Source organism: Pseudomonas artemisiae (assembly GCF_057128685.1).
In genome coordinates this window covers 86,915-101,298 of sequence record NZ_JBSKHS010000004.1, presented here as the reverse complement: position 1 = coordinate 101,298, position 14,384 = coordinate 86,915, and the positions used below count along the sequence as shown (strand labels likewise).

Here is a 14,384-nt window from a genome sequence, read left to right as displayed (position 1 = left end):
GAGCCGTCGGCAGACACCTAGTACTTCCTCGCAGTCATAAGCCAGAGCTCAGCTCGTGGGCTGGCTTTGCAGCAGCGGATACAGCGAAAGCACCAACAGGGCCGCCATGCCCCAGTTGAACAGGCGCAACCAGCGCGGCACTCGCAGAACATTACGCAAGGCGCTGCCGAAACCGACCCATACGCACACGCTCGGCAAATTAACGAGTGCAAACACTGCGGCGATGACCAGTACATTAAAAATGTAGCCTTGCGTCGGTACATAAGTAGTAATAGCCCCAACCGCCATCACCCAAGCCTTGGGGTTTACCCATTGAAAGGCGGCCGCGCCCAAGAAGGTTACCGGCTTGCTGCCCTGTCCGCCCGTTTCGCTCATGCCCCCCGAGGTGGCGATGCACCACGCCAGGTACAGCAAGTAAGCAGCGCCTATCCAACGCAGTGCAGTATAGGTCCACGGCACGGCGTGGAAGATTTCACCCAGGCCTAGTCCCACCGCCACCACAAGCAGCATGAATCCCAGACTGATGCCTAAAGCGTGGGGAATGGTGCGCACGAAACCAAAATTTACCCCTGAGGCTAGGAGCATGGTGTTGTTAGGGCCTGGGGTGATTGACGACACCAGGGCAAAAAGCGCGAAGGCAGGCAGCAGATCGAGGAGCATATCCGTATGTTCTCTAGGATGTTGTAAAGGTGACAATACCTGACAACTCACTCTGCGGGTCCGTACAGCCAAGGTTAAATTCAGCGCTACAATCGATGCATTGAGCCGCTTAGTTTTTCTGACCTGCCGGCGATCATGACCGACTACATCCGCCCCATAACAGCCCTTTGAGGAGGAACGGCATTGACAAGAAAACAGCAACCGACCTGGTAGCACAGGCCAGAGGACAAGCCAGCGTGGTCACCACCAAGGTTGGCCGATGCGCACGCACCGAAGCTGGAGGCCGGTCTTCAAGCGAGGCGGTGCAAGATAGGCTTTGTCGCTGCATCAGGGGTACTTGATACTTTCTTATTTTAAAGACCGGCCTGACCGCGCTCCCGCCAGCCCCCTTAAATTCTTTGTCTATTCTCAGGTCGATTCAAGCACTGTGCACTGAACAGTCCCAAATCAAGGAACAACCTGATGGCCACTATTTTCAATGTCAAAGACTACGGCGCTGTCGGCAATAGCCGCACCGATGACACCCAGGCGCTGCAAGCGGCAATCGATGCTGCAGCGGCGGCCGGTGGCGGTACGGTGTACATACCCGATGGCAGATACAAAGTAAGCACCCACTCCCCTAGCACGGTGCTAGTGCTCAAGGATAACGTCAACCTGCAAGGGCAAAGCCGTTCGGTCACTATCGAGCTGGATGAAAAGACGTCAACCGGTGATATCGACGGCATCATTCATATCAGTGGCACCCATACCAGCGCCCAGGACATTAGCGTGGACGGCTCTGGCGCCTATGACGGCGAAGTCAGTGCCTGGTCCATAGGTGATGGGGTAAAGGTGACCCTTGACCGCATCAGCGCCAGCGGCGTTACCGGGTTCGGCATGGACCTGCGCGCAGAGGGCAGCCAGGTTCAGCTCACCAATTCGAGGTCCGACGCCAACGACGGGGGCGGTATCGTCGCTGCGGGGCTGGTGAACAGCACCTTGAGCGACACCTCGGTTTCAGACAACGGTGGAACCGGGTTGGACGTGACCGGCCCGCTGACTGTCCAAGACATGCACATCTTCTATAACAGCGGACACGGCATTGTCGTCCAGGGCGACGACCAGGGGCGAGCCGCGACGTTGGTGGCGGGCAATTCCAACAGCAATTCAGGCGCAGGGGTGGTGATCAGTAACGCCCAAGGAGCTGTGGTCGACCATGTGTGGGTTGAGGCCAGTGCAGGCTCAGGAATCGTTGTTAGACACTCTGGCAGTACCAAGATCATCTCCAGCGAGCTGGAGAGTAATGTCCAGTACGGGGCTGGGCCAGAAATCCTGCTGGAAGACAGTACCGGAACCTTGGTGCAGGGCAACACTATCGGCGATCAGACTACGTCCGAGGCGGGGCATGCTACCTATGGGGTTGAAGAGCGCGGGCAAAGCGACGCAAGCCTGATCGTCGATAACTTCATCACCGGCACGTCCAAAGGCGAGGTCAAGGTGGTCGGCGCAAGCACCCGCGCAGGCAATACTGCGGTAGTAATGACCACCTTCGGCACCGCTGGCGACGATACGATTTCGCATTTTCGGGCGGCATACAACACCCTGGTATACGGTGGTGGCGGGCGAGATACGCTTATTGGCGGTACCGGGGACGACACCCTGATAGGCGGCGCGGGGGCCGATCTGATGTCCGGATACCAGGGTAGCGATACCTTCCGTTTTACCCGCCTGGGCGATAGCTACTCCACCGGCACCGCACGTTTTGCAGACACCATCACCCGCTTCGACGCAAGCCGCGACAGCATCGATGTCACCAGCATTGGCTTTAAGGGCCTGGGCGACGGTCATAACGGTACCCTGGCAGTCACGTACAGCGCTTACGACAATCTGACCTACCTAAGAAGCCTTGATGCCAACGCCCATGGGCAAGCCTTTGAAGTGATTCTGGATGGGAATCACCAAAACAGCCTGACCAATGACAATTTCCTTGCGCTGGTGAAGGGAACCCCGGGGAACGACATTCTGTATGGCACCAGCGATGGGCGCGATACGTTGGTTGGCGGCGCTGGCGCTGATTTGCTTTCTGGTCGTGACAGCGCCGATCGCCTGATTGGGGGCGAGGGTGCGGACCGGCTCACGGGGGGTGCTGGTGCCGATACCTTCACCTTTACCCGCACCAGCGACAGCCAGGTCGACGCGGCTGGCAGGGATCAGGGGCGCGACCTGATTCTGGATTTCAACGGCACGGAACATGACCAGCTTGACCTCACCGCCTTGGGCTTCACCGGCTTGGGTGATGGCTACGGTACGACGCTCAAGCTCTCCTACGACCCTGGCGCCAATGTCACTCGGCTAAGCTCGCTTGAGCTGGGCGAAACAGGTAACCGCTTCCAAATCGCCTTCGCGGGTGATCGCCTGCTGGACCTGGGCTCTAATACCCTACAGTTTGCAGTGGCCGACCAGCCCAGGGTCATGTCATCGTTCGATAACGATTACGTCGATATCACTGGAACTTCGGGAAGCGACACGCTGACCGGGTCAGCGGGCGACGAGCATATATATGCGCTGGCGGGTAACGATGTGGTGAAAGGGGGCGCAGCCCAGGACACCCTGGTGGGCGGATCAGGCGTGGACCGAATGACAGGTGGCACCGGTAATGACTACTTCGTTTTCCAAACCGTCGAAGACAGCTATCGCACTGCGGACCGTAGCTACAGCGATGTGATTACGGACTTCGGCCAGGGCTATGATTATCTCGATGTGCGCGCCTTGGGCTTTACCGCCGAAGGTAACGGCCTCGACCGCACGTTGAAAATCGATTACAACGAAACACTTGACCGGACCTATGTTCGTAGTCTTGAAGCTGATGACAAAGGGCGGTGCTTCCAGGTGACGGTGGAGGGCAACCACTTGGCCGACTTCCAGAATGGCGACGGGATGTTTTTTGCCCCCGCCGACGCCTTCGCGCCGGTTGAGCTGTTAGGTGCCGCCACCACCTCCGCCGACCACGCCGTAGGTTGACCGCATTTCATGCCCTGACGTGCTCGCCACACAACAGCGAGCATATCAGGGTGTAAAACGCAGCACTGTTTGCACGCGATAGCGATCACGCCGCCAGTTCATGCTCACTCAGCGGTGTGACACCAACGAGGGCTACGTCCGCGGGCGCGTTTTCGAGAGTTGCCGAATCGCTGGCCACCGTCGCGTGCTGCGTGCTGGGCGCGAACACGAAGTTACGGTGTGCCAGGCCAGTAAGGTCCCCTTCGAGGGCCAGTTCAAAGGTGTGGCCTTGAGCATCGGCTTCCAGGCTGCGTACATAGGTACGGTCCGAGCCTTCGCTGTAGATCACCTTGAGGGTGCCCTCCTTGCCATCCCCCAGGCCCGTATAGCCCAGCGCGGCTACGTCCAGCGTGTCCTTGCTCAGCTCAAAATGGCTGATCAGGTCTGCTTGGCCCCGGTAGGTATCGTTGCTGTTTTCGAAGCAGAAGCTGTCCTTGGCCGTGCTGCCAATCAGCCGGTCGGCGCCGCCGCTTCCCACCAGGACGGTGTTTTCACCAGGGTTGTAGAGCACGTCATACGCCTGGCTGCCCGTTAGGGTGTTGTAGAGGCTGCCTGTGGCAGGCCCCTGGGCAAAGATAAACTGATCCGCATCGCTGCCTACGGCGGACGCGAGGCGCCCCGCATAGTCCAGGTTCAACACGAAGCGACCGTCGTAAAAGTCAGATTCGTAGGATTGCACCACTACATGGCCTACGGCGGCGTCGTACCTGTAATGGAGGGTGTTATTGTAGCCATCCCCCAACCCGGTGAACCCCAGGGCCGAGACGTCGATCAGGTCGCCTTTGCCGTAGGCGAAGTGGGTGATCAGGTCGACGGCGCGACTGTTGTTGCCATCCCTGTCATTGATGAAGCTGTCGGTTGGGTTGCCGTACCGGTAGGTATCCTCGCCGCTGACGCCATGCAGTTGGTCAGCGCCTGCGCCGCCAATCAGCACATTGCCCGCGGCCTTGCTGCCGTACAGCGCATCGGCGCCGCCCCTGCCATCAAGCACGTAGGGCGTGGTGGAAGCATGGTAATCAAGCGTGTCACTGTTCTCAGTGCCTACTCCGCCGAGCACGAAGTTGCCGGTGCCCAGGCTGGCACTCACATCACCTTTGATGCGCACCTCGAAGTAATAGCCATCGTAGCTGGCTTCCATGGAGCGGACGTAGGTCAGGTGCCTGCCTGCGTCATAGCTCACCGCCAGGTCACCGTTATAGCCATCACCCACCCGCTGAAGGCCCAAAGCCGTCAGGTCCAGGCGCGAGGAGGTGTTCCAGTCAGTGATCAGGTCGGAATGGGACACCCCATTGATCCCATAGCTGTCGTACACCGATTTGAACAGGTAGGTGTCAGCCTGGCCGCCGCCGGTGAGGGTGTCTACGCCAGTGCCGCCTTCCAGGACGTCCCGCCCGGCACCGCCGTGCAATACATCGTTGCCTGCATCGCCATACAGATAATTGGAACCGGTGTTGCTGGCGGTTATGGTGTCGGCAGCCGCGGTGCCTTCCCAGTAGGCTTGGCCGCGAGGGCCTGCCTGCGGGGTAATCTGCGGGTTGGTCATCGCGGTAATCAGGTTGGCGTTGGTGAGGCTAGTGGCCAGGTTCCCGTCGAGCGCCAGTTCGAAGCGGCTACCGTCCCGTTGCAGCTCATAATTACGCAGCAGCGTAAGGTTGTTCGCGGGGTCATAGATGACTTTCAGCGTGTCGTGATTGCCGCTGCCAAAGCCGGTGAAGCCAGCAGCGGATACATCCAGGAGGTCTTTACTAACGTCGAAATTGAAGACCGTGTCTTCTTGCACGTCGGGATCCAGTGGGTTTATGAAGGCTGCGCGTTTGCCCTCTGTGCTGTCATGGCGGTCCAGATATACAAAGGTGTCGGCACCGGCACCGCCGTAAAGATCATCGCCATCGTCATAGCCAATCAGACGCGCTCCTTCGCTGCCTGCAAGGAGTTCGTCGCCCCCTCCGTCCGAGCCGGTGACTGTGTTGTACTGTGCAGCCGTTGGGGTGTTGCCTGCGAAGTAGAACAGGCCCTTGTCCACTTCAGTGGCCGGATAACCGTCCCGGTACCAACCGTCCAGGTAGAAATGCATCAGGAAGCGGTTGCCTTGGGCATCGGCTTCCTCAGACTCGGCCACGTAATAGCCATGGAGCTGGTCATAGCTGAACTTGAGTGTGCCATTGTAGCCATCGCCCAGCCTGGTAAAGCCTAGAGCGGACACGTCTATGACGTCACGGCCGCTGAGGACGGACCAGATATGGTCGACCCGCGCCGCTCCGGTTTTGTCGTTGACGAAACTATCGGACACCGCTTTGTAGAGGAAGGTGTTCTGAGCGCCGTCGTCCCAGTGGGCAGCAAGATAAATCGTATCGGCGCCCCCGCCGCCATAAAAAGTATTGGTGCTGTCCTGGTCACCGCCGTCAGACAGTTCGTCATTGCCTGGACCGCCATTGATGACGTACGAGCCCTCAGAGGGTCGATCATCAGATTTGTAATCCTCGGAGGTCGCATCCACCCGCAGGATGAAATTGTCCTCGGTGAGGGGTTGGCTTAGCTTCCCCTGCAGGCGGACTTCGAAATAGTCGCCGTCGCTGTTGGGTTCTGTGGCGCGCACAAAGGTGATGTCGCTTGCAGTGTCGTAGCTGACGGTCAGCTCATCAAGCTCCAATCCCAGCGCGGTCAGGTCCAGGCGGTCCGTGGCGGCCCAGTCGGTGATCAGGTCTGAATGCGATCCCTGGGCATTGCCATAGCTGTCGCTGAGGGCGGTAAACACAAAGTTGTCCCGACTGGCGCCACCGGTCAAGGTGTCCACGCCGGCGCCGCCGACTAACACGTCGAAACTGCTGCTCGCGACCAAGGTATCCGACCCTGCGCCTGCCTGCAGGTAGAGCGCGGATCTGCCCCGGATGGTCAGGTCATCACCAGCGTTAGTACCTTCGTAGGCAGTATAAAAACCACGGCTTTTGACAGCAATGTCGCCTTGTATAGCGGCTGCAGCGTCCTTCTGGATGCTCATGAGTAGTCCTCGTCAGGCAAGAGACAGGCACCGACGACGAACTGGAGCCTAATAGATTCAGCGGATCAGACAGTTTCCAGTAAATACCGTTCTGACTTGAGCCCGTACTTGACCGAGCCCCCTATCCTGGCAATGGTCACGATAGGGCATGGGCTATGCCCTTTCGGCCTTATCTGTGATGACACAGGCGGCGCAATACAGGGCCCGCAACAGGCCCCATTCGGTCATTGGCCTGCCGAAGCCGGTAGATCAACGCACTGTTTGCTGCCCTGCCAGCGGACCGTGGACAGCAAGCATGCTGTAACGATCAACCCCCCGCCCAACCAAGCTTTGAAGGTGACCACTTCGCCAAGCCAATACACTGCAAACAAGGCGCCGAACAAAGGTTCGCTCCCCATCAAAAGCGCCACACGGGTGGGGTCGCTGCGCTTAAGTGCATAGTTCTGCGCGAAGAAGGCAAATAACGTACACGCCAGTACCAAGTAAGCAATGTATCCCCAGCCGCCAAGCGCATCGACGGGCGCGTCCAGCCCGGATGGTGACGGTGGTGCTAGCAGCAACAGCGCAGCGCTGCCAAGCGCGACTGTACCCGCTTGCACGGCTGTTACGGTCAGCGCCGGAAGCGCCATGGTACGACCCAAATGTTTAAGCCAGCAGACCTGCGCTGCCCTGAACGCCGCAGCCAACACTACCAACGCCTCCCCCAGGCCAAACCCCGAGGGCTGGCCTGCGGCTAATAACCCGGCACCGATGAGGCAAAGGACTACTGCGCAGACCTCCCGCGCCGCGGGGCGACGCTTGAGCGCTGCCCACTCTACGAGCGGTGTAAGCATCACGGTAAGGCTGATCAAAAACGCAGCATTGCTCGCCGAGGTATATAAAACGCCAAACGTTTCGCAAAGAAAAACACAGAGCAGCAACCCGCCCGTGCCGACCAAGCCCCAAACCTGGGCGCGGGTCAGCCTTCGCAGATGCCCCAGGCTGGGGCTTAGCAGAACAAAGGTGAGCCCAAAGCGTAACGCCAGCAGCCCGAGCACCGGGTAAAACAGCAGTGCCGCCTTGACCACCCCGTAGCTGGTGCCCCATACCACCGCAACTGCCACCAGCATCACATCACTCACACCCACTGATTTACCCTGCGTACTCATGGCCAACTCCTGTGCATGAAGGCTTGCAGTGTGGGAGAAAGTATCCAGCCCGATAATGCACAGTGACGGCACATCATTTATGCTCACGGCGCATAAAAGAGGAAGACCCGGCCATGGACTCAACCGAGCTTTTTGAATCGCTACCTGATATGGCTGTTCTGGTGCGGGTGGTGGAAGGCGGTAATTTCTCCGTTGCCGCTCGCCAACTGGGCGCCCTGCCGTCCACCGTGAGCCGGCAAATGAAACGCCTTGAGCAGCGGCTAGGCGCACGACTGTTCGAGCGTTCAACCCGGAGCATTCGTCTCACTGAAGCGGGCGCCGAGGTGTACCGGCATTGCCGCGATATGCTCAATGCCGCCGGCCATGCGGTAGATGCTGCCGGGGTGGCAGTTGCCGAGCCACGTGGCCGGGTGAACCTCAGCGCGCCAACGGCCTTCGCCAAAACCGTGCTGCATCCATTGATCGTCGAGTTTCTTCAGCGCTACCCCGAGGTGGACGTTCAACTGGTGTATAACGACCACCCCACCGATCCCCTGGTGGACAACCTCGACTTGGTGATTCGCCTTACCCACAATCCTCCCCTTGGGCTCGCTGGGCGCATCCTGGGCAGCGTGCGTTGGCTGCTGTGCGCCTCGCCGGCCTATTTGGCAGCCCATGGCACGCCTTGCGCTCCAAGCGAATTAGCCCACCATCAGTGTTTGTACTTGGGTGAACAGGCCAACGACAACCGCTGGCGCCTGCTTCGAGGCGATGACAGCGAAACGATAACGGTGCGCGGTCGCTACATTGCCAACCACGCCGGGGCGCGTCTGGCTGCGGCCGAGGCTGGGCTAGGCATTGCCAGCCTGCCAGACTTCGCTGCCGAGACGGCTATAAAGCAAGGCCGGGTGGTACCGGTGCTTACGAACTGGGAGTTGGACGCAGGCGCCTACCTAGGGCCTATATGGCTACTTTACCCACCGAAACGGCATCTGCCGCTGAAGGTAAGGTTGATGATTGATTATTTGGCGGAACGATTTGAGCGTGTGGGGCGATCTTAACCAAATACTGAAATTGACGATGACATAGGCGGTCGAGCGTTCTGCAGGTCGACTGATGCAATGTCTTGTTCCATCCTGGGCCCGTTAGACCTCTCACGCTGCCTTTCCCCTTCTTTGCTGGCCGCGTGCCCGCAGGCTTTCCCTCTGCGCGGGGGATCACTTGGAAAAGCACATCTGCTTGGAAGAGCTGTTCGACCACACGGCATCCATCAGGGTGTTGGAAAAGATTGGAATGCACCAGCGTGGCGTGCTCGATGATTTACCGGGGAAACCATCGAGCTTGATTTACGAAATCCACAGCGTCTGGGCAGGTTCAAGCAGAGCGTAAAATGCATCTCTCTGGGATCGGGTGCTCGTTGCCACTCGACGAGCGTCCATTTTGGATCGAAAGGGGCTGGCGTTACGGGCAGCTACCGCCCCGAGGGTGCCCTTCGCGACATGCGGCAACCGGCTAAAAGGGCTCATCCTTTTTTCAATTGAGTCGGGTCAAGCGATTCAACCCCTTGGTTCCAATTACGGAATATCGGGGCTCGGTGATGCCGCGTTGAAACTCAGCACGGCCCGGCCTGACAATAGCTGTGTGAAGGCTGAAACCTTTTTGTCAGCGCGCCCGTCAAGCCAGGCGCGCATTGACCGATAACCCAATAAGCCCCTCATCAGCCCTCTCGAGCAAACTCATGCCGTCTACGCGAAGCTCCCAAAGGGTTCGAAACAACCTATACGCGCTCTTGGCGTTTTACCTGTTCACTATGTTTTTACTGTCCTTGGCCTGGGAGTTTAAACTCGAAGCGCTGGCCATGGGCGCCGTTGGCCTGCCCTACGATGGAGACTTCGAAACCTCCGAACGGTGGCGCTTTGTGTTAACGTCCACCACCTTTGCCATGCTCTCGATGGTGGCGCCCTTCCTACTGGTGCGTCGGCTGTTGCAGCGGTTGCAATTCAGCTACCGCAACCTGATGGCCTCCCAGGCGCAAAGCGAAGCCTTGGCCCGCCATGACCCGCTCTCCGGGCTGCTTAACCGCCGTGTGTTCCATGAGCAGCTGGCCGCCCGCCTGAACCAGGCCGGGCAGGCTACGGCGGTGTTTTTGATCGACCTGGACAGGTTCAAGCAGGTCAACGATACCCTTGGCCATGCCGCCGGGGACCTGGCCATCTGCACCGTGGCCGACCGTTTGCGTGAGGCCACCAGCGGCTGGCAGCCCTCCCTCGCACGCCTAGGCGGCGACGAGTTCGCCCTGGCGGTGAGCGGGCAGTTCACCCGTGCCGACCTGGCAACCCTGGCCGAGGTGGTGTTGGCCAGCATCGCCGCGCCAGTGCCAGGCGCGCCACTGGTCAGCCTCAGCGCTACGCTAGGGGTCGCCGTCGCGCCCATGGATGGTGTTGTGGCCGAAACCCTGCTGCAACGGGCTGACAGCGCCATGTACCGGGGCAAGAATGTGGGCCGGGCGGTGTTTCATTTCTACGAAGCCAGCTTCGAGCGCGAGCAGCGTGAGCAAGCCCAGTTCGAAGACAAGCTGCGCCACGCCATCGAGCAAGGGCAGATCCAACCCTTCTACCAGCCCATCGTCAGCCTGCCGGAGCAACAGTTGGTGGGCTTCGAAGTGCTGGCGCGCTGGGCCCACCCGGAGCGCGGCATCGTGCTGCCGGTGGAGTTCGTGGCCGTGGCCGAACAGCTGGGGCTGATCAAGCCGCTGACCGAAACGCTGCTGCGCCAGGCCTTCGTGCAGGCCGCCCAATGGCCTGGCGCGCTGACCTTGGCGGTGAACATGAGCGCCTCGATGATCGAAAGCCTGGACCTGCCTCAATGGTTGGAGCGCCTGGCCCAGGAAGGTGGTTTCCCCTTGAACCGCATCGAGGTGGAGGTCACGGAGAATACCTTGGTGGCGAACATGGCCAATGCGCGGCACAACCTGGAGCGGCTGCGGGCCATAGGCGTGACCGTGGCCCTGGACGACTTCGGCACCGGTTACTCGGGGCTGTATCACCTCACTCAACTGGCCATCGATAAGATCAAGATCGACCGCTCCTTCCTGGACTCCTCCCTAGACAACCAAAACGAGATGGTCCGCGCCATTCTTGCCTTGGGCAAAAGCCTGCGCATGCAAATCACCGCGGAAGGCGTAGAGCATGAGCGCCTGGCCGAATGGCTGGCCGAGCATGACTGTGATTTCGCCCAGGGGTATCTGTTCGGCCGCCCCCTGCCCATGGCCCAAGTCATGGCGGTGGTGCAGGGCCAGCAGCAGCCGGGGCGATTGCGGGCGCAGGCCTTCGGGGTAGGCGACGCCGCCGGCTAAACCCGTACTGAACGCTGACGTGTAAAGGTTTGTGTCTACGTTGGTTTACGTGCCCTGTGTTTACCCGCGCCTGATCGGCGCGGCGCAGGCGCTTACGTGCGTACCTACTTGCGAGGCTAAGGGGTGTACTCGCCTATAACGTTAGCGCCAACAAGGCCGCGCCCAGGCTTTTGCCGTGGGCATCCAGAGCCAGGGAGCGGGTTACGCCACCTTTGAGCATGCCCGGCAGCACGAAGTTAAGGGCATGCAGGTGGGGCAGTTCATAGCGTTGCACCGCCGCGCCGGGCCCTAACGAGAGGGTGAAGTGCTCGGCTACCGCCCGGGCGGTAAGGCGTTCTACCAGCAGGGGGTAGTCTTCGGCACGGTAGGCAATCACGCAAATGTTGGAAGTATCGCCTTTATCACCGGTGCGGGCGTGGGCCAGGTCGGCCAGGATCATCGGGCTGCTCATGAAAGGTGCTCCTGCAGTTGAAGGGCAATAGCTGCACGGGGCATCAGCAACGAGGCCACCGCCACCACTTGGCGCAGGGCTTTGCTTGCCCCGCCGCCCCCGGCCGGGCCATTGGTGTACAGGGTTTCCACCTCATTACCGATCAGCGCTGCCGTGGCCCGGTCGGGGCAGCGGGCGGTGACTCGCAGGCGCACTTCGGCAGGTACCTGCGTCGAGGCCAGCACCTCCTCGTACAAGGCGTTCATCCCGATCAGGTCTACCCGCACCTCCTGGGTAGCCACGCCGGTCAGGCGCAAGCGCTCCAGTACAATCTCCCCGGCCAAGCGCGCCCGTGCTACGGCATTGGGCCCACCGTAGGACATTTGGCCCTCGCCGATCCAGCCATCGAGGTAGCCCACTGACACTTTCAGGCACTCCGGGCGGGCGTTGCCACTGGCGCCCTGGGCGGTAACCCGGTTCTCTCCCGCAGGTACGAAGTTCACCGCAGAAAAGTCCGCGGTCACATCCGGGGTGAGGTAGCGGGCCGGGTCATGGACTTCGTAGAGCAACTGTTCGGTACAGGTGGCGGTGTCCAGGCGCCCACCGCTGCCCTGTACCTTGCTCAGGGTCGCCTGACCGCTAGCCTCGATTTCCGCGAGGGGGAAACCCAGGCGGGCCAGGTCCGGTACGTCCTTGCGACCAGGGTCGGCGAAATAGCCGCCGGTGACTTGGCCTGCGCATTCGAGCAAATGCCCGATCAGCGTGCCCTGCCCCAGGCGCGGCCAGTCATCGCTGGCCCAGCCGAACTCGAACAGCTGTGGCGCGAGAAACAGCGAAGGGTCTGCCACCCGCCCGGTGATGATTACATCCGCGCCGTTCTGTAAGGCCTGAACGATGCCTTCGGCGCCCAGGTACGCGTTGGCCGAGACCAGCCGCTCGCCCAACTCGGCCAGTTGCAAGCCGTTATCGAGCAGCGCGTGCGGCTGCTGGCGCAGGGTGTGGAGCACATCATCGCCGCTCAGGGCGCAGACCTTCAGGCCAGTCAGCCCGAGGCTACTGGCAAGCTCGGCCACGGCTTTGGCCGCCGCCTGGGGGTTGGCCGCGCCCATATTGGTAATCACCCGCAAGCGGCGCCCGCCCTTGGCTGACTGCGCCACTGCCGGCAATACCCGGCGCATCCGTTCGAGCAATAGCGGATCGTAGCCGCCGCTGGGGTTGCTCAGGCGTTCCAACTGAGCCAGGGCGATGGTGCGCTCGGCCAGGCACTCGAACACCAAGTAATCAAGCTGGCCTTTTTCCGCCAACTCCACCGCAGGCTCGATCCGGTCGCCCGAGTAACCTGCCCCGCAGCCAATTCGTAGGGTTTTCATTCAAATCACTCCCAGCAACAGGGCGGTCAAGGTCATCAGCACGGAGGCTGCGAACAGGAACGGGATGGTAAAGCGCTGGTGGTCGGCCAGTTCAACCTTGCACAAGCCCACCAACAGGAAGGTGGCCGGAGTCAGCGGGCTCACGGGGAAGCCGGTGGTATGCACGCCCAGCAACGAGGCCTGGGCCACCTGCAAGGGGTCTACACCCAGGGACCGGCCCACTTCCGCGATCACCGGCATCACCCCGAAATAATAGGAGTCTGGGTCGAACAACAGGCTAAGGGGCATGGACAAAAAGCCCACCACGGCCGGGATCAACGTGCCATGGCCTGGCGGAATGCCGGCCACGGCCACTTCAGCCATGGCCTTGAGCATGCCGGTGCCTTGCATGATGCCTGTGAACACCCCAGCGGCCAGAAGGATGCTGGCCATGGTCAAGGCGGTTTTGGCATGGGCATCGATGCGCCCGCGCTGAGCGTCCACGTTGGGGTAGTTCAGGCAGAGCGCGGCCACCGTACCCACCATAAACATCACCACGGGGTCCACCCAGCCGGCGATCATCACGGTCATCACCGCCAAGGTCAGTAGCAGGTTTACCACGAACAGCCTGGGCCGGCGCAGGGCCTTTTCTTCGGGGGTAAGGAGGCGCTGAGGCACCGCCTCGGTGGTTTGCGAATTCGGGCCCAGGCCCAGGCGGCGTTCTTCACGCAGGCCCAGGCCCCAGGCGCACGCGAACACGAACGCCAGCCCCACCAACTGCACCACAATCAATGGCTGGAACAGCTCATTGACTGGCACATGCAGGGCCGCGGAGGACCGCAGCACCGGGCCGGTCCAGGGCAGGAAGTTAACCCCCGCCGCCATGGCCGCCACGCACGCCAGAATGCGTTTATCCATCCCTAAGCGGGTATAGAGCGGCAGCATGGCCGGGACGGTCACCAGGAAGGTTACCGCGCCGGAGCCATCCAAGTGAACCAGCAAGGCCAGTAGCGCGGTGCCGAACACGATGCGTGTGGGGCGGGTGCCCACGGCCATGAGGATTCGGTCGATAATGGGGTCGAGCATGCCGGCGTCGGTCATCACGCCAAAGAACAAAATGGCGAAGACAAACATCCCCACCACGGGGGCGACGTTCTTGATGCCGGTAATGATAAAGGTGCTGGTCTGCAGGCCAAAGCCTGCGATCAGTGCCGCCAGGATCGGCAGCGCGATCAAGGCAACCAAGGGTGACAGGCGCTTGCTCATCACAGCCACCAATAGACAAACAATGGTGGTCACACCGACGATCGCGAGCATGGCAGCTCTCCGTGGGGCTATCCGTACCTCTGGGGTCAGGCAGCGAGTTGTTGTTGTAAGGCCAGTATTCAAAGGTTGCGAACGTGTTGTAAATTGAAATACATCTGCT

Annotated in this window: 9 protein-coding genes; 3 read left to right on the top strand and 6 right to left on the bottom strand. The window is 60.6% G+C overall.

Annotation, left to right across the window (positions count from 1 at the left end; all coding sequences use genetic code 11):
* Window positions 1-48: 48 nt before the first annotated feature.
* Window positions 49-660 (bottom strand): LysE family translocator, encoded by a 612-nt coding sequence (locus ACWKV4_RS06595; protein WP_483831465.1) that lies wholly within the window; start codon window positions 658-660, stop codon window positions 49-51.
* Window positions 661-1,122: 462 nt separating this feature from the next.
* Between ACWKV4_RS06595 and ACWKV4_RS06590 the strand changes: the two genes are divergently transcribed.
* Complete coding sequence (locus ACWKV4_RS06590) at window positions 1,123-3,660, top strand: glycosyl hydrolase family 28-related protein (RefSeq protein WP_483831279.1); 2,538 nt, start codon at window positions 1,123-1,125, stop codon at window positions 3,658-3,660.
* Between the two features lie 85 nt (window positions 3,661-3,745).
* Here ACWKV4_RS06590 and ACWKV4_RS06585 read toward each other — a convergent pair whose 3' ends face one another.
* Both ACWKV4_RS06585 and ACWKV4_RS06580 read right to left on the bottom strand, forming a co-directional pair.
* Window positions 3,746-6,697, bottom strand: a complete 2,952-nt coding sequence (locus ACWKV4_RS06585; RefSeq protein WP_483831278.1) for a calcium-binding protein — start codon at window positions 6,695-6,697, stop codon at window positions 3,746-3,748.
* A 224-nt stretch (window positions 6,698-6,921) separates the two neighbouring features.
* Window positions 6,922-7,845: a DMT family transporter gene (locus ACWKV4_RS06580; protein ID WP_483831277.1), complete on the bottom strand. Its 924-nt coding sequence runs from the start codon at window positions 7,843-7,845 to the stop codon at window positions 6,922-6,924.
* Window positions 7,846-7,958: 113 nt separating this feature from the next.
* On the opposite strand from ACWKV4_RS06580, the gene ACWKV4_RS06575 reads away from it, so the two are divergent.
* Window positions 7,959-8,885 carry a LysR family transcriptional regulator gene (locus tag ACWKV4_RS06575; RefSeq protein ID WP_483831276.1) on the top strand — a complete coding sequence of 309 codons (927 nt, stop codon included), beginning with the start codon at window positions 7,959-7,961 and terminating at the stop codon, window positions 8,883-8,885.
* 797 nt (window positions 8,886-9,682) lie between these two features.
* A complete protein-coding gene (locus tag ACWKV4_RS06570) occupies window positions 9,683-11,179 on the top strand; it encodes a putative bifunctional diguanylate cyclase/phosphodiesterase (RefSeq protein WP_483831464.1) in 1,497 nt (498 codons plus the stop codon).
* A gap of 133 nt (window positions 11,180-11,312) precedes the next feature.
* Here ACWKV4_RS06570 and ACWKV4_RS06565 read toward each other — a convergent pair whose 3' ends face one another.
* From ACWKV4_RS06565 to ACWKV4_RS06555, 3 genes are read right to left on the bottom strand one after another with little or no spacing between them, the layout of a single operon-like run.
* Window positions 11,313-11,618: an AtuA-related protein gene (locus ACWKV4_RS06565; RefSeq protein WP_483831463.1), complete on the bottom strand. Its 306-nt coding sequence runs from the start codon at window positions 11,616-11,618 to the stop codon at window positions 11,313-11,315.
* 8 nt (window positions 11,619-11,626) lie between these two features.
* Window positions 11,627-12,979 (bottom strand): acyclic terpene utilization AtuA family protein, encoded by a 1,353-nt coding sequence (locus tag ACWKV4_RS06560; RefSeq protein ID WP_483831275.1) that lies wholly within the window; start codon window positions 12,977-12,979, stop codon window positions 11,627-11,629.
* A complete protein-coding gene (locus ACWKV4_RS06555) occupies window positions 12,980-14,275 on the bottom strand; it encodes a CitMHS family transporter (RefSeq protein ID WP_483831274.1) in 1,296 nt (431 codons plus the stop codon).
* Window positions 14,276-14,384: the final 109 nt, after the last annotated feature.